This window comes from Novosphingobium sp. Chol11 (genome assembly GCF_900218065.1).
GTDB classification, from domain to species: Bacteria; Pseudomonadota; Alphaproteobacteria; order Sphingomonadales; family Sphingomonadaceae; genus Sphingobium; species Sphingobium agri.
Map to the genome: position 1 here is coordinate 131,599 of NZ_OBMU01000003.1, position 20,925 is coordinate 152,523.

The 20,925-nt window shown below is 61.3% G+C and carries 17 protein-coding genes; 13 read left to right on the forward strand and 4 right to left on the reverse strand.

The features are described 5' to 3' along the window. Positions 1 to 56 precede the first annotated feature (56 nt). Genes NCHOL11_RS15345 through NCHOL11_RS15365 form a run of 5 tightly spaced genes read left to right on the forward strand, consistent with a single transcriptional unit; the run spans position 57 to position 5,615 of the window. The gene (locus NCHOL11_RS15345; protein ID WP_217991099.1) at positions 57 to 1,769 is read left to right on the forward strand and encodes an L-lactate permease; all 1,713 of its coding nucleotides are present in this window, start codon (positions 57 to 59) and stop codon (positions 1,767 to 1,769) included. 4 nt (positions 1,770 to 1,773) lie between these two features. Continuing rightward, positions 1,774 to 3,090 (forward strand): glycerate kinase type-2 family protein, encoded by a 1,317-nt coding sequence (locus NCHOL11_RS15350; protein ID WP_217991100.1) that lies wholly within the window; start codon positions 1,774 to 1,776, stop codon positions 3,088 to 3,090. A 26-nt stretch (positions 3,091 to 3,116) separates the two neighbouring features. Beyond that, complete coding sequence (otnI, locus tag NCHOL11_RS15355) at positions 3,117 to 3,902, forward strand: 2-oxo-tetronate isomerase (protein WP_097093458.1); 786 nt, start codon at positions 3,117 to 3,119, stop codon at positions 3,900 to 3,902. 1 nt (position 3,903) lies between these two features. Next, a complete protein-coding gene (locus NCHOL11_RS15360) occupies positions 3,904 to 4,788 on the forward strand; it encodes a 2-hydroxy-3-oxopropionate reductase (RefSeq protein WP_097093459.1) in 885 nt (294 codons plus the stop codon). Positions 4,789 to 4,835: 47 nt separating this feature from the next. Further along, positions 4,836 to 5,615, forward strand: coding sequence for an SDR family NAD(P)-dependent oxidoreductase (locus NCHOL11_RS15365; protein WP_097093657.1), 780 nt, complete (start codon positions 4,836 to 4,838; stop codon positions 5,613 to 5,615). 52 nt (positions 5,616 to 5,667) lie between these two features. Here NCHOL11_RS15365 and NCHOL11_RS15370 read toward each other — a convergent pair whose 3' ends face one another. Beyond that, the gene (locus tag NCHOL11_RS15370; RefSeq protein WP_097093460.1) at positions 5,668 to 6,513 is read right to left on the reverse strand and encodes a cyclase family protein; all 846 of its coding nucleotides are present in this window, start codon (positions 6,511 to 6,513) and stop codon (positions 5,668 to 5,670) included. A gap of 27 nt (positions 6,514 to 6,540) precedes the next feature. Next, a complete protein-coding gene (locus NCHOL11_RS15375) occupies positions 6,541 to 8,745 on the reverse strand; it encodes an alpha-amylase family protein (RefSeq protein WP_176502310.1) in 2,205 nt (734 codons plus the stop codon). 197 nt (positions 8,746 to 8,942) lie between these two features. On the opposite strand from NCHOL11_RS15375, the gene NCHOL11_RS15380 reads away from it, so the two are divergent. From NCHOL11_RS15380 to NCHOL11_RS15400, 5 genes are all read left to right on the forward strand, one after another. Continuing rightward, positions 8,943 to 9,737: an IclR family transcriptional regulator gene (locus NCHOL11_RS15380; RefSeq protein WP_097093462.1), complete on the forward strand. Its 795-nt coding sequence runs from the start codon at positions 8,943 to 8,945 to the stop codon at positions 9,735 to 9,737. A 153-nt stretch (positions 9,738 to 9,890) separates the two neighbouring features. After that, complete coding sequence (locus tag NCHOL11_RS15385; RefSeq protein WP_141397888.1) at positions 9,891 to 11,114, forward strand: hypothetical protein; 1,224 nt, start codon at positions 9,891 to 9,893, stop codon at positions 11,112 to 11,114. 35 nt (positions 11,115 to 11,149) lie between these two features. Beyond that, the gene (locus tag NCHOL11_RS15390; RefSeq protein ID WP_217991101.1) at positions 11,150 to 12,811 is read left to right on the forward strand and encodes a DUF1592 domain-containing protein; all 1,662 of its coding nucleotides are present in this window, start codon (positions 11,150 to 11,152) and stop codon (positions 12,809 to 12,811) included. Next, positions 12,811 to 14,157: a DUF1552 domain-containing protein gene (locus tag NCHOL11_RS15395; RefSeq protein ID WP_255254869.1), complete on the forward strand. Its 1,347-nt coding sequence runs from the start codon at positions 12,811 to 12,813 to the stop codon at positions 14,155 to 14,157. Before NCHOL11_RS15390 ends, NCHOL11_RS15395 begins: the two co-directional genes overlap by 1 nt. Next, positions 14,154 to 14,630, forward strand: a complete 477-nt coding sequence (locus NCHOL11_RS15400) for a VOC family protein (protein ID WP_176502311.1) — start codon at positions 14,154 to 14,156, stop codon at positions 14,628 to 14,630. Before NCHOL11_RS15395 ends, NCHOL11_RS15400 begins: the two co-directional genes overlap by 4 nt. 27 nt (positions 14,631 to 14,657) lie before the next feature. Here the strand turns inward: NCHOL11_RS15400 and NCHOL11_RS15405 are convergent, their stop codons facing one another. Beyond that, positions 14,658 to 15,668 carry a helix-turn-helix domain-containing protein gene (locus tag NCHOL11_RS15405; RefSeq protein WP_176502312.1) on the reverse strand — a complete coding sequence of 337 codons (1,011 nt, stop codon included), beginning with the start codon at positions 15,666 to 15,668 and terminating at the stop codon, positions 14,658 to 14,660. Between the two features lie 354 nt (positions 15,669 to 16,022). Between NCHOL11_RS15405 and NCHOL11_RS15410 the strand changes: the two genes are divergently transcribed. The 3 genes from NCHOL11_RS15410 (at position 16,023) to NCHOL11_RS18875 (ending at position 19,893) form a co-directional block, all read left to right on the forward strand. Next, positions 16,023 to 18,464, forward strand: coding sequence for a TonB-dependent receptor (locus tag NCHOL11_RS15410; protein WP_097093468.1), 2,442 nt, complete (start codon positions 16,023 to 16,025; stop codon positions 18,462 to 18,464). Between the two features lie 786 nt (positions 18,465 to 19,250). Then, entirely contained in the window at positions 19,251 to 19,592 is a 342-nt protein-coding gene (locus NCHOL11_RS18440; protein ID WP_217991102.1) for a hypothetical protein, read from the forward strand. A 37-nt stretch (positions 19,593 to 19,629) separates the two neighbouring features. After that, positions 19,630 to 19,893 carry a YjbQ family protein gene (locus NCHOL11_RS18875; RefSeq protein ID WP_097093470.1) on the forward strand — a complete coding sequence of 88 codons (264 nt, stop codon included), beginning with the start codon at positions 19,630 to 19,632 and terminating at the stop codon, positions 19,891 to 19,893. A 216-nt stretch (positions 19,894 to 20,109) separates the two neighbouring features. Here NCHOL11_RS18875 and NCHOL11_RS15430 read toward each other — a convergent pair whose 3' ends face one another. Continuing rightward, a complete protein-coding gene (locus NCHOL11_RS15430; RefSeq protein ID WP_097093471.1) occupies positions 20,110 to 20,373 on the reverse strand; it encodes a hypothetical protein in 264 nt (87 codons plus the stop codon). Positions 20,374 to 20,925: the final 552 nt, after the last annotated feature.

Genomic DNA, 20,925 nt, shown 5'->3' on the forward strand with positions numbered 1-20,925 from the left:
CTCCAGCCTAGCGACCGCTGACCGAGGGTGCTGAACCCGCGAAAAGCTGCGGCGCGATGGGAGCGGAAGTTGATCGGGAAAAGGGCAACGGTGGCGCAATGATCTGGGCGCAGAATTACGATCCGTTCGGCAACGGCCTGTTGTCCGCACTTGTCGCCGCCATTCCTGTCGTCGTGCTGCTTGGCGCTATCGGCCTGTTCCATGTGCGCGCGCATATCGCAGCGCTTATGGGCCTGGGTGCAGGTCTGGCGGTCGCAGTGCTCGCATTCGGCATGCCTGCGGGGCTGGCCCTTCGCGCTGCTGGGTTTGGCGCGGCTTATGGACTGCTGCCGATCGGCTGGATCGTGCTCAATATCATCTTTCTGTATCAACTGACGGAGACGACCGGGCAGTTCCATGTCCTGCGCGGGGCGATCACGTCGATCACGGCCGACAGCCGGTTGCAGTTGCTGCTCATCGCCTTCTGCTTTGGCGCCTTTTTCGAGGGCGCGGCAGGCTTCGGCACTCCGGTCGCGGTGACGGGCGCGATGCTGATCGGGCTTGGCTTCACGCGCCTGCAGGCGTCCGGGCTATCGCTGATCGCCAATACCGCGCCTGTGGCGTTCGGCGCGCTTGGGACGCCGCTGGTCACGCTATCCGGCGTGACGGGTCTTCCTTTGCTTGAACTGTCGGCGATGGTCGGGCGGCAGATGACGCCCTTCGCTATCATCGTGCCCTTTTGGCTGATGGTGGCATATTGCGGGTGGCGGCGAACGATGGAAGTGTTGCCCGCCGTGCTGGTCGCAGGCGTCAGCTTTGCGGTCGTGCAACTGCTCATTTCCAATCTTCACGGTCCCTGGCTGACCTCCATCGGCGCGGCGCTTGCCTCGATCGCTACGCTGATCGGCTTCCTGCGGATATGGCAGCCCGCGCGCATCATGCATGTCAATGAGGCAAAGCTCGCTGCGGGCGACGAGCGGGACGTGGCGGCGACGGTAGAAGCGGCCCGTGCCCAGCTGCTGCATGATTCTGCCGCAGTCCGCCGTGCGTGGATGCCGTGGATCATCCTGACCGCCTGCGTCTTTCTGTGGGGTCTGCCCTTCATGAAGCAGGGCTTGGACGCTATCTTCGCGCTGCGCCTGCCCTTCGCCGGGCTCGATGGCGTGATCCAGCGACTGCCCCCCGTCGTGACCGCGCCGGAATATGAAAAGGCGGTTTATAATCTCAACCTACTCTCAGCAACGGGCACAGCGATACTGGTGGCCGCGCTAGCTTCGGCAGTGCTGCTGCGGGTGCCTGCGCGGACGATCGGCCTTGTCTATCTGCGGACGTGGAAGCTGGTGCTGCCCTCGCTGCTCACCATCGCGGCGATGCTGGCGCTGGGCTATCTCACCCGATATGGCGGCATCGATGCTTCCATGGGGCTGGCCTTTGCGGCGACGGGCGTGCTCTACCCCTTCTTCGGCACGATGCTCGGATGGCTGGGCGTTGCCGTGACCGGATCGGATACGGCGTCGAACGTGCTGTTCGGCGGATTGCAGAAGATCACCGCCGAACAGCTGAACCTGCCGCCCGTGCTGATGGCGGGCGCGAACAGCGCGGGCGGGGTCATGGGCAAGATGATCGATGCGCAGAGTATAGTCGTCGCCTCTACCGCCACCCAATGGTTCGGGCAGGAAGGCCGCATCCTGCGCCATGTCTTCCTTCACAGCCTGGTGCTGGGGGCGCTCATCGGTTTGTTCGTGATGCTGCAGGCCTATGTCTATCCCTTCACCCTGCTGGTGCCCTGACGGCATGGGCGACCTTCCACAAGCGGCAGCTACCCGCGCGCTGCTGAAAAAGATTTACGTGGAGGCGCTGGACGCCGTGCGCGGGGAAAGGCTGGTCGAAGGGCTGGGCATCCCGCAGGGCGACCACTGGCGCATCCGCCACCGGGGCAAGACCATCAACTGGCCCTTGCACCCGGAAGGCCGCATCTTTGTAATCGGTGCGGGTAAAGCGGCTGGCTCCTTGGCGAAGGGTGTGGAAACGCTGCTCGGGGATCGCCTTTCGGACGGCTGCGTCATCGTGAAGCATGGCCATGCCGAGCCACTGACGCGCATCCGGCAGCTACAGGCGGGACATCCCATCCCTGATGCGCAAGGAGTCGACGCGACTGCCGAGATGCTGCGCACGGTCGAAGGGCTGACAGAGCGCGACAGCGTGATCGTTCTGCTGACCGGCGGTGCGTCCGCCCTGATGGTCGCCCCCATCGAAGGCGTCACGTTGCAGGAAAAGGCGGCGGTGACGGACATGCTGCTGCGATCCGGCGCGTCGATCGAGGAGATCAACGCCGTCCGCAAGCGACTGTCGCGGGTGAAGGGCGGTGGGCTGCTGCGCCATCTCCAACCTGCATCTGTGCTGACTCTGCTGATATCCGATGTGCCGAGCGGCAACCTAGACATGATCGGATCAGGGCCGACCTTCCCGTGCAGCGCGGATTTTACGGATCCGATGGCGATCCTGGCGCGCTATGGACTCGAGCAAGCGGTGCCCGCATCCATCCGCGATGCGCTCGCGAAAGAGATGCAGGCTCCTCCTGAACCCGAAGGGCGCCACGAGGCGCTGATGCTGGCGGACAGCGCCATGCTTGTCGAGGCGGTCCACGGCATCGCGGCGCGGGAGGGGCTGAGCGCTTACGATGTCGACGCGGGAATGGCGGGCAACACGCATGACGCAGCGCTGAGGATGGCGGACGCCTTGCGGGCCGTGCCGCCGCAGGATCGCCCTGCGCTGCTTGTGTCGGCCGGTGAAACCACCTTGCAGGTGAAAGGCGACGGGCTGGGTGGGCGCAATCAGGAGTTCGCGCTGGTCGCAGCCTTGGCGCTGGCCGGGGAGGGCAATGCCGCGCTGCTCGCCGCTGGCACCGATGGCACAGATGGGCCGACCGATGCGGCGGGGGCGTTTGCCGATGGCGCCCTGCATGAACGAGCGCGGGCAGCGGGGCTCGACCCGGCGGAGATGCTGGCGCGCAACGACAGCTACCGCTTGTTCAAAGCGACCGGCGACTTGGTCCATACGGGGCCGACGGGAACCAATGTCATGGACCTCGTTCTGGGCATCGCCTTCTGACCGGAACGAATTGAGAGAGAAGAGATATGGTGAAGCTGGCGGCTAATCTGTCGATGATGTTTCAGGACCTGCCGTTCCTCGACCGCTTCGATGCGGCAGAGGCGACCGGCTTTTACGGCGTCGAGTTCATGTTTCCTTATGACCATGATCCGGCCGACGTGGCGGCGCGCGCGCAGAAGTGCGGGCTTGAGGTCGTTCTGTTCAACCTGCCCGCAGGTGATTGGGCAGGGGGAGAGCGCGGCATTGCGGCGCTTCCTGACCGGGTCGAGGAATTCCGCGCGGGCGTGGCGAAGGGGCTGAATTATGCCCGGACGCTAGGCTGCCCGCGCCTGCATCTGATGGCTGGAAAGGCGCCTGCCAGTGCCGAATTCCGTGCCGCGCTGGTCTCCAATATCGGGTATGCCGCCGATCTGGCCGCAGCGGACGGTATCGAAATACTGATCGAGCCTATCAACACGCGTGTCGATATTCCCGGCTATTTCTACAGCACCACTGAGGAAGCCCTGTCTGTCATGGATGAGGCAGCTCGTAGCAATGTCCGCCTGCAATATGACATCTACCACATGCAGATCATGGAAGGAGATCTTGCCCGCACGATCGAGCGGCTGCTGCCCCGGATCGGCCATATGCAGTTGGCCGACAATCCGGGCCGCGCCGAACCGGGAAGCGGGGAGATCAACTATCCCTGGCTGCTCAGCCATATCGATGCGCTGGGCTATGATGGATGGATCGGGTGCGAGTACCGGCCTGCGGGCGACACGAAGGCGGGCCTAGGCTGGGCACGCGATTATCTCAACTCCAGGAGAGCATGACATGAAGATCGGGTTCATCGGCCTTGGCATCATGGGCCGTCCCATGGCTGGGCATCTGCAAGCGGCAGGGCACGCGATCTACAGCTGCGCCAATCGCACGCCGATGCCCGACGAACTGCTTGAAGGCGGCGCGATCGCATGCGCCACGCCCGCAGCGGTGGCGACAGAGGCGGAGTGCCTGATCCTGATGCTGCCCGACACCCCGGACGTCGAACACGTACTCTTCGGCGCGGACGGCGTGGTGCAGGGTGTGAAGCCCGGCACGACCATTATCGACATGAGCTCCATCGACCCGATCGCCACGCGCGATTTTGCGGCGAGGCTTGAAGCATTGGAATGCAACTATGTCGACGCGCCGGTATCCGGCGGCGAAGTGGGCGCGAAAAATGCCGCCCTGACGATCATGTGCGGAGCGAAGCAGCATGTGTTCGACAAGGTCCGGCCTCTGCTGGAACTGATGGGCAAGAACATCACGCTGGTCGGTGATGTAGGCGCGGGACAGGTCACCAAGGTCGCCAATCAGATCATCGTCGCGCTGAACATCGAAGCAGTGTCGGAGGCGCTGGTCTTCGCATCGAAGGCGGGCGCGGACCCCGCACGGGTGCGCGAGGCGCTGATGGGCGGCTTTGCGGCATCACGCGTGCTGGAGGTGCATGGCCAGCGCATGATCGACCGCACGTTCGATCCCGGCTTCCGCATCCGGCTGCACCAGAAGGATCTCAATCTGGCGCTGGCGGGTGCACGCTCGCTGGGCATATCGCTACCCGCCACGGCGAATGCGCAGCAACTTTTCAGCAGTTGCGTTGCGCACGGCGATGCGGAAAATGATCACAGCGCGATGGTGACGGCGCTCGAACGGGCTGCTAACCACTTGGTGAGTGGTTAATCAACCGCAGACATTTCTCACACCCATAGCTTCTCCGGAGGATGCTCATGACCAACAATCGTCTTAAAGACCGCCGTATTATCGTGTTCGGCAGCGCGACCGGGATCGGCGCTGCTACGGTCAAGCGCCTAGCGCAGGAAGGCGCGCGGGTTTGCGCCGCCGACATCAACGTCGAAGGCGCGACGCAGGTGGCGCAGGAAGCAGGCGGCGAGACTTTCGCCGTTCATGTCGACATCTCCGATGAGGCATCGGTGCAGAAGGCGACCGAGGAAGCGGTGAGCCGTTTCGGTGGCCTGGATGGCGCGCACATCAACGCGGCGGATCTGCGTGTCATCATGGAGGATAGCGATGCGCTTGCCATCGATCTCTCCACCTTTGACCGCACGATCGCGGTCAATTTGCGCGGACATCTGCTGTGCACGCGCGCCGTCGTTCCGCACCTCGTCAAGAGCGGTAAGGGGGCGATCGTCTACACGAGCTCCGGCTCGGCGCATGGCGGCGAGCCGACGCGTCCCTGCTACGCCATGGCCAAAGCGGGCGTGAACGCGCTTGCGCGCCATGTCGGTGCGCGCTGGGGCAAGGAAGGCATCACCGCCAATGTGCTCGCACCCGGCTTCACCGTCACTGGCGAAATGAAGAAGGCGATGGAAGCGAATGCCGAAGAAGCGACCAAATGGGCCGACTATTTCATGGCGCGCACCCCGCACACGCGCCTGGGCGAATCCGAAGACCATGCGGGCGTCGTCGCCATGTTGCTTTCAGAGGATGGCCGCTGGATCAACGGCGCGATCTATGACGTCAATGGCGGATCGCTGATGCGCGCTTGACGACACTGGCTGCGGCGCTCGCTCCTGCACGGGCGGGCGCCGCAGCGCTTGTTCAATAAAGCGCAATCACGCGCGCGGGCATGCCAGTGGCGTTTTCCAGCGGCGCCACCCCCGCGAACAACAGGCCGCCTGCAGCAGGCGCGCGGTCGAGATTGGCCAACCCCTCCAGCGCCCAGCGTCCGCTCCGCAGCCACGCCTGATGCACAGGGAAGGCGGGCATCGCCTCGCCCGCGTCAATCGACATGGCGTCAACGCCAATTCCCCGCACGTCGCGCTTCATCAGAATGTCCATTACCGCAGCGTCGAAGCCGGGGCTCTTGCGCCGCTCGGCCGGGGGCAAGCTGCCGTAATTGGCGAAAGCGCCCAGTGGGTCCCAGCCCGACAGCATCGCGACGCAGGAACCTTCCGGGATGCGGCCATGGCGACGTTCCCAAGCTGCGATGTCCTGCGGTTCGACCCGTGCGTCACGGTCTGCCTTCGTTTTTTTCCTGATGTCGATGACCACCAGCGGGACGATCAACTGGCTGATCGCCATGTCTCCGACCGATGCTCCGTCCGGCGCGAAGTGGCGCGGCGCGTCGAGATGGGTGCCGGTATGTTCGACGATGGATATGCGGTTGAGCGCCATACCTGCTTTCGTGCCTGATCCCTCCACGGCCTCCATGGAGAGGCGGCCCGGCGTGAAGGCGAATGCGCGCGTCAGCCGGTGCGTGAGGTCGAGGATATGCAATTGCCGCCCATGAAGCGGTAAGCTCGTCTGGTCCGGCATCACTGCGGCGGCGTCGGCAGGCGATGATGTGCCGAGGGTGAGCGCACCCAGCGCGCTCAGAGCTAGCATGTCGCGGCGGTCGATCACGGCGGCTGGTTCTTTCTTGAGGAAAGCGTTGGACAATTTCACGGCGGCGGATTGGGGAAAGCTGCAAAGCTAAATCAAATCGATCGCGACCACTTCATGGAAGTCGACGTGCGGCACCTCCACCTCGATCCAGCCACCCGTCGCGCTGTGCGTAACGTCGGCCCCGGCCGTCAACAATCGCGCCCGCGCCGCACGCCTACCTTCAGGCAGTTGCAGACGGATGCGATAGGGGCCGGTGCGGATCGCTTCGCGATAGCTGCCGCGCATCGCCATGGGATTGTTGAGATTGACGATATGCGCGGTGATCGACCGTTCCTGCCGCCAGCAGGCGATGTCGAGGAGGCCGGGCCCATCGATCTGCAAGGGATGCGCTTCATCATGCGCCCAGTTGAGCATGGTGCGCAGCAGTGTCAGATGATCGCCATGGCCAAGCTCCGCAAAGCTGCGATCGAGGTCCATCGGCAAATAGACGACGCGCCCGCGCCCGACCTGACGGCAAATCGCCATGGGTATGTCGGTCTCTGTCCGGTCGGTGAAGACCCGCTCCATCGGCAGGTCCGGATAGCTGGGGACGAGCGTCAAGGCGACATCGTGCTCATCGCGCGCTGTGACGGGCAGGCGGAACAGCGGGCCGATGGTCCGGCTGATGTCGCTCAGTCCAGCCATGGCCGGATGCGCGTGGCGCAAGGTGAGGTATGCGTTTCTCAGCGGCCCTTCCGCCTTGCCTGCGATGGAGCAGCCGAACAGGTCGGCGAGGCCGAAATCAGCCCGCTGCCGTCCTTCACCGTCATAGAGCGAGGTCTGGTAGGTTGCGACGACGCTGCCGCCGCGCGCTACGAAGGCACGGATCTGATCGCATTGCTTGTCCGAAAGCACCGCCGCGTTGGCAAGGATGATGGTGCGAAAGCGCGACAGGCTGTCGCCGTCCAGGAAATCCTCGTCGACGAGGTCGAATGGCACGCGGCCTTCCAGCGCGGCCTGGTAAAAGCCGTCGCCATGCTCCTCCAACTTTCCGCGCCCGGTCCAACCGCCAAGATAGGCGGTGGTCCTAGGCGTATGAACCAGCCCGACCCGAGCCAGATTGCGGGTGTTCCGCAGATAGGCTTCATTGGCATGGTGCCAGCCGTAGATTTGCCGGACGACATCCATCCAGCGGCGATCCAGGGGTTTGGCGTTGAACTTGGTGATCCAAGGGCGCGCACCCTGGGCGATCGCGCCAGCGGCCCAGATGCGGATTTCCGCCGGGCTCTGCACTGAGTCCTTCCAGCGATAGGCCTCTTCCACCCCCACCGAAATGATGTGGCCGACGGGCTTGTCCTTCATGAAAGCGCGCAGTTCGCGCGTGTAGCGGCCCGCGCCCCAGACCTCCGGTCCCGTCCCCCAGGGAGAGCCATCCGATGACCGCGCCTGCCGGTCGCAGAAAGCAAGCGGCAGACGTTTCGACAGGGCTGGTCCATTGAGATCGACCAGACCCCGGCGATCACCGCCTGGAATGAAGAAGGCTTCCCGCCGGTGCTTGCGCGCTGCCGCATTCCACAGGTCGATTAGGGAGAAGAGCCGATCTTCGACCCATGCGGCATAGCGTCGCCCCTCCGGTTTGGACGGGTCCGGATCGAGCGGGATGTCCTGCCCAGATGCCGCGCGGTAGAGCGTCCGGCAGCTTTGGCAATAACAGGTGCCGCTGCCGTTCCAGCGATTGCCGAAGAAGCCGTCCACTGGATAGCGCCGGGCGATCTCCTCGATCACCTTGGGCATCAGATCGAAATTATAAGGTCCGTAGGCGCAGGTCAGGGTGAGGTCCGGCGCACTACCATGCCGCTTGATCTTCCCGTCGGGGCCGGTCAGCGCCCATTCGGGATGGACGGCGGCTGCAGCCGCGTTCATCGCGTGCGGATCAATGCGGGCCAGCACGCGGAGCCCGAGTGTCTTGCATGCCGTGACCATGTCGCCGAACGGATCGACGCCCTTGCCGACCCCCTGTGCCATGCCATGATAGGGGACGGCAGTCGGATAGAAAGCGATGCCGCCCCCGGCGCTGAGGCACACGCCATCAGCGCGAATCTGCCGGAAATAGTCGGTCCAGAATGTGGGATCGTAGCGTCCCGGATCATCTTCTGTGAAGGCCAGCTGGAACCAGCGCATCGGCCCGCTCGCCCAATCAGGGGGTGTAGCGTTGCCCAACCGGCGCGCGAAGGCAGGCTCGATTCCGGACAGCAGGACGCCAGCACCCAATGCGAGCGCTGCGCGGCGATCGAGTGGCAATATGTCGGGCATCATCTCTCCTTGCGGCGATGAAGTTAACTCAAGCAGCGCCATCTACAATTCATCATCCCATCATACGGAACATCCCGATCGAGCGTGGTCCTTGTCCACTACGCAGAAAATATATCGACAAGCATGAGCAAACAGGTCATACCAGTTCGAAAGGTTGTCGCTCGTGCGGTGGTAATCAGGCAAGGTGAGGAACAAGCGTGGCCGATAGTCAGCAAGAGCCGGAAGACGGCCTGCTAGGGCGAGTTCAGTCGCTGGTGCGGGCATTTGGCATTCTCGATGAACTGGCAAAGAGCGACAATATGACGCTCAGCGACCTGTCCCGCGCTGTCGGGCTGCCACGATCCACCACCCATCGCCTGCTGACGACCATGGAAGCGCTACGCTATGTGGCGTTTGACCGAGGCAGGAACGGCTGGTCCATCGGGGTGCAGGCTTTCACGGTCGGGGCCGTGTTCGCGCAAACGCGCGATCTGGGGCAGCTAGGCCGTACGATCATGCGATCACTGATGTCCGAAGTGCAGCATTGCGTGAACATCGCCGTGCCGGAAGGCGCTGGCATCTGCTATGTCGGTCAGGCTGCGGCGAACGGGTTCCGCCAGACGGCTGCCCGGCCAGGCGCCGTCCTACCGCTGCACACGACGGCGTCCGGCAAGGTGCTGATGGCGCATTGGTCCAGGGCCGAGTTCGACCGCTATCTGAACAGCGCGCCGCTCAAGGCCCGCACCGCGCGCAGCATCATCGATGGCGACCGGCTCCGTCGGGAGATGGCAGACATTCATATGCGCGGCTATGCGCTCGATGATGAAGAGCATAGCGGCGGATTGCGCTGCGTCGCGGCGGTCGTGAACGATCGCTATGGCCTGCCGAAGGGGTCGCTGTCGATTTCGGATCGATCATCCCACCTTGCCCGCGCGCGGCTGGATGAGTTAGGCCCGACGCTGATCAGCGCGGCACAGCGGATGAGCATGGAAATCGCGGCGCAGAGTTTCTGACGAGCGGTCTGAAGCTGCCGTTTAGGGTGCCTTCCGTCATTTGAGATCATTTCTGCCGGGTTGATGAACAGAAACGCCGTGGCGTGCCCTCGATCCACTGCGGAATAAGAAGCGCAGACGCCAGCGTAACAGCGCGAGGCGGCAGGATAGAGGATGATGAAAGATATGAGGGCTCATGGCCTAAAGAGGTGCGCCGCGACCGGATCGCTGGCGGCGGCCAGCCTGCTGATGTTGGGCGCATCCGCGCCGCAACCGCAGAGTTTTTCCTTCGCGCTGACCAACATCTACGTGGCGGCCTATGAGGATGAAAAGGCGTGCCGGGGCTTGTCGCTAAGCTCAGCCGACCTATTCCTGAAAAGCCTGCCTCCCGCTGAACGGGCGAAATATGAAGCGCCTGAAAAGGTACAGGAGCTGCACAAGCTGATGGGCGAACGGCTCGGCTTCAAGATGGTGCCGACAGGCAAGGATTCCGGTTCTAACGGCAGCATGGCGCGCCTGACCGAGGTCGAGCAGCAGGCATTGCGGCAGAAATATAACATCCCGAAAGGCAAGGGAATTCCTGCCTTTCTCGGTACGCGGTTCGCCTATGACAGTTGCACCAATCCCGAAGATTTCCCGTTCATGGAAAAGGGGAATGAGGATTATCGCGGGCCTGTCGCCTATGGCATCGATCTCGATGGCCGCAATGGCAAGGAGGATTATGTCGGCCCGGACCAGCAGCCCGGGGTCGACAACCAGCTGATCCGGGCGGTTGGATGCACCTTTTCGACGCGCGACTTCGGTACGCCGAAGGTGGCGGACAATGTGATCACGTCCATGTCTTCGCCCACGCTCGTGGAAGTGAGCGGCGTCGACGATCCAGCGAATGACGATGATGTGACGGTTCGCCTTTACGCCAGCGCCAGTCCGCTGGAGTTGTCAGGTGCGGGCAAGCCGTTGGCTTGGGCCAGCCTGGACGTCGATCAGGATCGCCGCTTCATGGCGCAAGCCAAGGGAAAGATTCGCGACGGCGAGTTGATCACCGAGCCGTTTGACCTGCAGGTGCGGCTGCGCGAACAGATCATCGACAGCTATCGCGAACTGCGCCAGGCGCGCATCCAGGCGAAGATCAAGCCCGGCGAAGCGATCGAAGGTGGCATTTACGGCTATCACACGCTGGCGAGCATTGAGGATAACTATCATCAATCGACCCAGGTCGGCGCCAATCTGACACGCATGTCCTGCCCGGCGTTGATCAAGGCGGTGCGCCGCTATGCCGATGCCTATCCCGACCCCAAGACCAGACGCAACAGCGCCATCTCGTCCGCGCTGCGTTTCAAAGGCGTGCCCGTCTTTCTGATCAAGCCGCAGCAGGTGGCGTCGGGGAGGCAACCATGATTGGTCCGCTAAATTCTTCACGTGTTCTTCGCGCTTTGTCCGCTGTCACCGCGCTCGGATCGATAGGCGCCATATTGTTGGCGGCAAGTGCCGGATATGCCGATGCGCCATTGGAACAAGCGGCTCAGCAGCAACAGCAGGCGCCCAAATTCCGGCGGCTGACCGAAGCGCAATATCGCGCCACCATCGCCGACATATTCGGACCCGATATCAAGGTCAGCGGCAGGTTCGAGCCTGACATGCGGGTCGGAGGCCTGCTGGCGGCGGGCACAAGTGCGGTGTCGTTGACGCCTGCTGGGGCCGAGCAATATGAGCAGATCGCACGGGGCATCGCCGAACAGGTGGTCGACGCGAAGCATCGCGACAAGCTGGTCGGATGCGCGCCCCAGCCGTCCGATCCCCAGGGCGCGGCTTGTGCAGAGGGCTTTTTCAAGCGGGTGGGCCTCCGCATATACAGGAGGCCGCTGACGGATGGTGAGGTGAAGCTTGCCGTTGCTCAGACCGTGGCGGCGTCAGCGACCCTCAAGGACTTCCACGGCGGCCTTGCGATCATGCTCACGGCAATGCTGTCGGATTTGCCTTTCCTGTTCCAGACGGACCGGGAGGTTGCGGACCCCCGCGCCCCGGGAGGCCGCACGATCGACGCCTGGTCGCGGGCCAGCAAGCTCAGCTATTTCTTGTGGAACAGCACGCCGGACGAGCAACTTCTGCAAGCTGCAGCCGACGGTAGCCTGATGACGCAGGCGGGTCTCTCGGCCCAGGTCGACCGGCTTATGGCTTCGCCCCGGTTCGAAACAGGCGTGCGGTCCTTCTTCGACGATTTTCTGCAACTGGAAGGCATGATGTCGCTGTCAAAGGACGGCATCATCTATCCGGCTTTCCGCTCCTCCGCCGCGCCTGCTGCCCGCGAACAAACGTTGCGCACCATCACAACGCTGCTGGTGGCGGAAAATGGCGATTATCGTGACCTGTTCACCACACGGCGTGTGGCGATGAACCGGCAGCTGAGTCCTCTCTACCGCATGCCTCATGGACCACGCGATTGGTCGATGGTCACGCTGCCGGATGATGATCCGCGCGTAGGCGTGCTGACACAGATCAGCTTCCTGGCGCTCCATTCGCACGAGGGCCGATCTTCGCCCACGTTGCGCGGCAAGGCGGTGCGGGAGGTACTGATGTGCGAGCATGTTCCGGCCCCGCCCGCTAATGTGAACTTCACCATCGTTCAGGACACAAGCAATCCCGCCTTCCGTACCACGCGCGAGCGGCTGAAGGCGCATCTGGATGATGAGGAATGCGCCAGCTGCCACAAGCTGACCGATCCCATGGGGCTAACGCTCGATAGCTTCGATGGCGCTGGGCAGTTCCGGGCGACAGAAAATGGCGTGCCGATCGACACTACCGGCATGCTGGACAAGATCGCGTTCAATGACAGCGCGGGGCTCGGCAAGGCATTGCACGACAACCCAAAGGTGACGCAGTGCCTCACACAATCGGCATGGCGCTATGCCGCTGGCCGGGCCTTGTTGCCGTCCGAGGAAACAATCACAAACCGGCTGCATGAGGATTTCGCCCGCGCCGGATATCGCATTCGCTCGCTGTTCCGGCGGATCGCCATAGATCCCCAATTCTTCGCCGTTCGGTCGCCTGCGGCGCCCCGTGTCGCGAGCAAGCCATCGTCAGAAAGGAAAGGCTGATGACGTCTTTGAACAGGCGCGGATTTCTGCTGCGCGGCATGCTGGGCGGGGGAGCGGTTGCCGTGGGGCTGCCATTCCTCGACTATTTCCTCGACAATAACGGCGCGGCCTTGGCCGCAACCTATGGCGGCGGCCGCCTGCCGGTGCGTTTCGGCACTTGGTTCTGGGGATGCGGGATGATTCCAGATCGCTGGAATCCCAAGATGGCGGGAGCCAATTATGACCTGCCGCCCGAACTCGCACCGATCAAGCCGGTGCAGGACAAGGTGTCGGTACTCTCCGGCTTCAGCGTCACGCTGGGCGGCAAGAGCAACCAGCCTCACATCTCCGGCAACGTTGGGCTGCGCACCGGTACGCCCAGTGATACCTGGCAGCAGATCGCGGGTCCGACCTTCGACGTCAGTATTGCCGACGCCATTGGCGCGGGCACGCTGTTCCGTAGCCTGGAATTGAGCGCGGACGGCAACCCGCGCACCAGCTTTTCCTATCGCAGCGGGACGGAGATGAACCCCAGCGTCGCGTCGCCGATGGAACTCTACCGCCGGATCTTCGGCGCTGATTTCCGTGATCCCAACGCGGCGGAGTTCACGCCCGATCCCAAGGTCATGGCCCGGCGCAGCGTCCTTTCCGCCGTCACTGAGGAGCGCCGCCGCATGCTGGGCAAGCTGGGTGCTGAGGACAAGGCCCGCGTCGACAGCTACTTTACTTCAATTCGTGAGGTCGAGAACAAGCTGGCGCTGCAATTGGAAAAGCCGCCCCGCGCAGAGGCCTGCGTCGTTCCGGCGCAGCCCGAAGACATTGCCGCCAGCACCGATGTTCCGGCTCGGCAGAAATCCCACAAGCTGATGGCGGAAATGCTGGCGATGGCGATGGCGTGCAACCAGACCAAAGTGTTCAACATGGTGTTCTCGACCGCCACCGCCGATCTGCGGCAGGCTGGATCGCCAACCGCCTATCATCAGGCGACGCATGAGGAGCAGGTGGATCGCGCCAGAGGCTATCAGCCCACAGTCGATGAATTTTCGACGCAAAGCATGCAGGCATGGGCGGACTTTGTTGCGGCCATGGCAGCAATCAAGGAGGGCGACGGCACCTTGCTCGACAATATGCTGGTGGTCGCCCACTCCGAGGTCAGCTATGCCAAGAATCATGATGTGAACGGCATTCCCGTGATGCTTGCCGGCCGGGCAGGGGGCAAGGTGAAGAGCGGTATTCATGTCGCCAGCCAGGGCGATCCCATTTCCCGCGTCGGGCTGACCATGCAGCAGGTGATGGGTGTTCCCGTCGATGCATGGGGCACAGAAGCGATGCGAACCTCGCGCACCTTGTCGGAGATCATGACGTGAAAAGGGTTGCCCTGATCCTCCTGTCCCTGCTGTTGGCATCCCCCGGCCTGGCGCAACAGGCAAATCCAGCGACGGCATCAGGCTTCAGCTTCCTTTCGCTGGAAGTGGCGGACATGGCGCGTGCAAAGTCCTTCTATGTCGATGCATTGGGCATGAAATCGGTTTTCACCGTCAGCAAACCGGGTGATCCCGCGGAAAAGATCGCCTTCAACTTTTCAGGTGATCCCAGGTCCAGCGAACCGCTGTTGATCCTGATCCATCATGAAAAGCCGGATGCGACGCAGAACCGTTCGACCGGCGCGAAAGTCGGTATTCGGGTCAGTGACAGCCGCGCGGTGGCCCTACGGCTGCAAAAGGCAGGATTTCCCGTGATCAGGATCGCTGCCGCGGATGAAAAGGGGCCGGTGATCAACAGCGTGGTGCGGGACCCCGATGGAGTGATTGTGGAATTGGTGGAGTTGCGGACCAGGTAGGACCGCTTTGGCCTGCCACCGTCTGACCTATCCAATTTTGGCTTGCGCTAGCCCGCGGCGAAATTCGGTAGGTGCCATCCCGGTCCAGCCACGAAATGCCCGGCGCAAGGCATCGGAATCACACAGATCCAGCCGCTCTGCGATGTCTTCGATCGACATGCGGCTGTTGGTGAGCATGTCGATGGCCATTTCATGGCGCAGCTCATCCCGAATTGCCCGGAATGATGTTCCTGCGCTGTGCAACCTGCGCCGCAACGTCATCGGTGCCATGGCAAGGTGCCGCGCCAATTCTTCAAGCGAGGGCAGCTTGCGCTGATCGCGCAGAGCCAGCGCCATGAAGTGGCGTGACCGGCGCACGATCTCCAACGGATCTTCGCCGACCCTCAACCCGAACAGAAAGTTGAGCGTCGGCAACGCTTCGCAATCCGACATGGTGCGAATGACCGGCTGGTCAAGCATGGACGCGGCAAAACGCATTTCCAGCTGATCCGCGCCCAGCAGCAAGTTGAATGGGAGCAGTTCGATGTCCAAGTATTGCACGGCAGATTCGGGAAAATCGAGCGCAACTATGCCATCGAGAGGCTTGCCGATCAGCCAGCTGAAGATCGAATGGAACATCAACTGGCCATGCAGCGTCACGATGAAATCCATCTCTTCATCGCCGCTGCGCGCGCCGGTGTAGGACAGTACAGCTTTTCCGCCGCTACGCTTCAACGTCATGCTGCCCATCCGCCCGTCAATCGCCAGCAGCAATTCCTCGGTGCGCATGATGGCCTCACGCAAGGTGCGGCTGCCAACGAGGCAGTAGAAAAGCAGTCGCCAATCGCCGCCCCGGAAAGGCGGTCGTCCAGCGGCTGCGGCCTGTATGTCCGACAGTTCCACGCTGGCGCGCGACGATAGTTTTTGCAGATCCGCGATATCCAGTTCGGGAAGCGTGCTGACGAGAAATCGCTCCAGCGGTTCGTCAAAACCATTGGTCCGCAACACACCGGCGGCGTTGCCTCCGCGCCCGGCAATCAATTTTAACAGCCGCGCCACAATATGACGCCCCGGTTGTCCTAGGTTCGTGGACAGCAGGCTATCACCTTCAGCGGCACTTATTGCAGTCTGGGACGGAAACTCGTGCACACCATTTACCATCCATCATCCTATGTCGCGGTTTAAGACAACGAGTTGGTGACACTAAGTCAATGGCATCGACGATCCCCGTCATCCCACATCATGGGATAAGTGAAGGATGCATTTGATCTCGCCCACGCTCCTGGTGTGAGGATGGTGCGCATCTTAAAGGGGGCGTAGCGCCTGGATAGTTCCAGGCGCTACTGCGCCAGCTATCAGCGTTGTTCCACATGGTGGGATGCATGCTTATGGCGCGCAAACCCTTCCTCTAAGATGTTCGCTGCCCAGCAACGAATAATCGTCATCAAAATGGAGGGGACTATGAAAGGTCGAAGGGGTCATCATCTCATCAGCTTGTTGAGCTGTGCCTGCGGACTGGCCATCGCCAGCGGCGCAGCGGCGCAACAAGTGGAGCAGGGCGCGGAAGAACCGAACGCTGCGGAAATCATCGTAACTGCCACACGCCGCGCGGAAACGCTGCAGGAAACGCCAGTCGCAGTCGATGTCGTATCAGGACAGGAAGTCGCCAAGCTTAACCTGTTCGATGTTAAGGAAATCCAGAACATCGTTCCGGGTCTAACCCTCGAGAATGGCGACGGCCGAAGCAATATCGCCACTTTGCGCGGCATATCGTTCAATCCGGATAGCGGATCGAGTGACGCAGTTCAGGTCTATTTCAACGAAATCGACGTAGATCCCAACACCTTCTTCAGCGCCATTTACGACATCGGCCAGATCCAGGTTCTGCGCGGACCGCAGGGCCTGTTCCGTGGCAAGGTGTCGCCTGCAGGCTCGATCGTCATCGGCTCCGCTCGCCCGGACCTGGTCAAGCCGACCGGCTATGCACAGGCGGCAGCCAGCGACCTGCATGCATACAATTTCCAGGGAGCGGCGTCTGTGCCGATCATCCAGGACAGCCTCGCTGTGCGCGGCGCGCTTCTATATGACCGCAACCGTGCCGGTCAGGTGAAGAATGTCGACGGACGTAAATCTTACAACGAAACGATGAGCGGACGTATTTCGCTTGCGTGGCAACCGTCGTCAGAATTCCGTGCCGACCTGGTCTACCAATATCTCTGGACAGACACGCGTCCGTTCCGTGCCGTGTTCGGCCCCGGCAATCAGCCGAGCCCGAACAGCTTCTTCCCCCTGCGGAGCGGCCCCGCGATCAGCCTGAACGATCGCTTGGCGGTAAGCGAAGGCGCGTTGCGGTTCACCAATGAAACGCATCTTGTCACCCTCAATACCAACTATGACTTTGGTTGGGGCGAACTGGTTTTCAACGGGGGCTATCAAAAGACCCGTCTGGAACAGCAGCGAGATCAGGACGAGGGCAATGCGGTCCCCGGCTATCAGCTGAACCAGCATGTCCACACCCCCTATGATCTCTGGACTGCGGAAGTCCGTCTTCAATCGCCGAGCGATTCGCGCCTGAATTGGGCGATCGCGGCCAACTATGATTATTCAAAGTTCAATGACGTCCGCGTAAACCAGAGCAATGACGTCTTTTTCACCGATCCATTCGGGGGCATCTTTCCTGGCATGACTGGACCCGGTCCTGTTCCACCGCAGATTTTCACGGTCCCTGTGGATGTTGCAGTCACCCTTCCTATCCTAAGCAAGTCCTATGCGGTGTCGGCATTGCTTGGTTATGAGGTGGTTGACGGCCTGACGATCACTGGCGGCTTGCGCCAGACGTGGGGCACGACAACTCGGACGCAGACGACTACCCTCGTAATTGATGGCGGAGCACCTACATCTTCGGTAAAGCCCAGCGTGGTAAAGCCGAGTGCTCTCACTGGTGGCGCGGCGATCAGCTGGGCCGTCAATCCCGATCTTAACCTCTATGCTAACTACGGCCGCTCTTTCCGTCCCGGCGTGGCAGCGACCGGCGTTACTACCGATCTAGACCAGAAATATCTTCAAACCCCTGACGAGACGTCGGACGGCTTTGAAATCGGCTTAAAATCAAGCTTGTTCAACCGGAAAGTGACACTCAATATTGCAGCCTTCTATCAGACGTTTAAAAACTATGTTGATTTCGCGCCCGATCTGAGGACCAACTCTTCACGCGTTCCCGGTCGCACCGATACAGCGACTGCGCCGCTGCCGACATTTGGTGATGCGATCAGCAAGGGCGTTGAAGTTCAGCTAGGCTTCCAACCTTCTGAATGGGTGGATTTTAACGTAAACGCTACTTACGCGGACGCTCACTACGATAACGCCAAACTATATTGTAACGATTATAATGGTGACGGCGTGCCGGACTCCATTGGTACGCCCAGCGTTCCTGGAACTGAGCAGGTAGCTGTTTGCACCCGCAACGATCGTATCGCGGATGTTCCAAAATTCAGCCTGACCAGCAATGGTGAAGTTCGCTTCGCCATGGGTTCTCTGACCCCGTTTGTTCGGGGGCTGCTCTCGTATCGGCCTGGTTTCAGGTCGCAGAATAGCGACTATACATATCGGGACTTCACTAAGATCGATCTTTTTGTCGGCCTGCGTGGTGAAGATCGTTGGGAGTTCAACCTGTTTGTGAAGAACCTCCTCGACCAAACCCGTGCCCAGCGCGTGTCCCAAGGTAACTTCCAAGTCGGAACGCGCTCGCTGCCCGTGTTTGAAGCCCTTGATCCGATCCCATTCGACTCTGGCTACCGTTTGGCGAACATAACGGCGCCACGCGAATTCGGCGCCACACTGCGCTTCAACTGGTAATTGATCGGCCGGGGATCTGCGAACTGATCCCCGGCCATCAAAATGACTTCTCGGATAGTCGCGGCTGGCTGGCGGTTTTGCTGCCCTGACTACAACTTCGTTGAGATCGGGCAGCCTATCCATTGCGGCCTTCAGTGATACAAGGCGATCGCTGCTGCCGGGCACGTGCTGGTCATGTAGCTGCCTTTAGGAGAACCTACACCCGGAAGCTGCAGGTGTGCCTTGGAAACAGCAGATTCGGCGGTGAGCGACCAAGGTCGGTCGGTGCTGACACATGTCTGCGCGTTGATGCGATTGTCGGAGTATGGCATCTATCATCTGACAGAGAGTTCCGGTGAACGAATAGCGCCGTTCCCCGTTCATAGGCGATGACCGAGGACATATGGGCTCCTGACCCTTATATTGTGGCGCTGACGTTATCAGGTTTTCTGATCGCCCTAGTTGCCTGGCTCCCGCTCGCACTCAAGCGTCTGCCGCTGTCACTGCCGATCGTTTGCATAGGCATCGGCATAGTTATCTTCTCGCTGCCAATTATAACGGGGCAGAGAGGCTCATCAAGGCTCAGCTACCTACCGCCACCTCAGTCCTGACGCCGGAGGAAACCTTGCAGGTCGTCAGCGGAGAAGGGCAAAGCCGCCAGGTCGCTCATTTGGCGCTATTTGCGGCGGGCGGCGTCATCCAAGCCGAGACGGGAGGTGAGGCGCTCGGCGCCTGGGCGTGTCGCGCCCGGCGAACTGACACTTTCCGCGACGGCCTCCATCCACCTCGCGCTTTGGCAATAGGGCTGTGAGCCTCATCACCTGCATGATCCTCGGACTAGCGGCGCTCCCACTTGCTGGATCCTCTGCGGCGCTCCAGCGACACGGACCAGATCACGCGATCTTCTGCGCCCTGGGCAAATCGAAAGACGGGTTTGACATATACTGCCCCAAGCCAGTGCTGAACGCAGGGTGGCCAGCACCCTATCTGTTCGACCGCCCTGGCATTTCTATCGAAAACAAGATCAGCATTCTCGAAGACGATTTTCGATTTTGGCCATTCAGCGCCAACGTCGCATTTTATTGGCTACTCTTGTCCGCCATGTGCAATATAGCGATGCGCTTCCGGTCCCTGCGCCAGCAACAATAGTTTGCCCTGCTCAGCCGTTCGACACTCATAATCGACCATGGTCCTCGCTGTGGGGCGAGCCGTACATAACGGCGGAGCTAATCTCGCCTGTGGCCGTTCCCATGAAGGGTTGCTCACTTCTGTCAACACACCCTCGGCCTCACTTCTGATCCAGGAGATTGCGGCGCCCGAAGTCTGCACTGATCTGCAAGCCTGGTTTGAGCGGGCAGTGCCTGAGGGTTCCAGCCTCTACGCACATGACGATGAGGGCCTCGACGACATGCCAGCGCATAATCCCATGACACATTTCTTATGGCCCTGACGGCCATAGTTAGAACGCTTCAGGAGAGGCAGACCCTTTGTGGCCGTTCCGGGGCCAATTTTCCATATCCAGGTCCGGAAGGGCAGCTATTCGAACTTCGCACCCAAAATGGCCGATTCTGGAATTGAGGGTCGGCCGCGGGTGACTGGCAAAGCGGCCACACCATCGCCGAGGAACCTGCCGAGCCGCATTCGACCATTTGGGGATGTTAGACTTTCAGCGTTCCTCCAGCATGACGTCGATCATTGACTGCCAAACACGTTTCGCCGTCGCACGGGGGTCGGTACTTTCCTCGTAGATGGCCGCGTCTATCATCTGCTGGGAGGGTTCTCGCAGGGAGGTGACGACGGATCGGACTAACTCTGTAGCGCTCAAATGAAAGTCGCCTTCAGGATCATAGAACGCCAGACGGGTTGCTGATTGCTTTTGAACCTCAGCGACGAGGGCGTTGGCGGCTTTTTCAATCGGAGGGGGAGCCATAAAGGCTGTAACGCCGTTCAACGTCCATCGTTCATATGCCGAGAAGAATCGATGTGACCGTTAGGCAACCGAGTCCATGCGTCGTACAGGCTGCCGTCGCGGCTCGATCTCACTGCCGGAGGATGAGTGCGTTAGGTTCCTAATATTGTGTGGTATATTGACGTATCCTAGTTCTTATTTCCAAACATGCTGTGCTGAGAGAGACTTATGCTCCCGTTTGGCAAGGAGAGCGACATGTCCATCTCAATATATTCTCCCTCTTCATCATTGCGGGAGCGTGGTTTGCACGCCAACGCCGAGCGACAGGGGCGCGGCGCGGGAGCGGGCACGTTGCGCGGCTTCCCTGCCCCGCGAGCGTAAACGGCGACTGGAGGCTGTGATCGATGATTGGGGAAACGAAGGTGGCGCAGTCGCCCGCGTCCACCCGGCATCAAGGCCCAACCTTCTAGGAAAGCTCAGCATTCCTGTTCTAACACCCAATTCTGGCGCCGAGCGGATTAGCCACGGGATGTCGCCGGCTCATCGTTAGCCGCCGACTTCAACCGCCCTTGC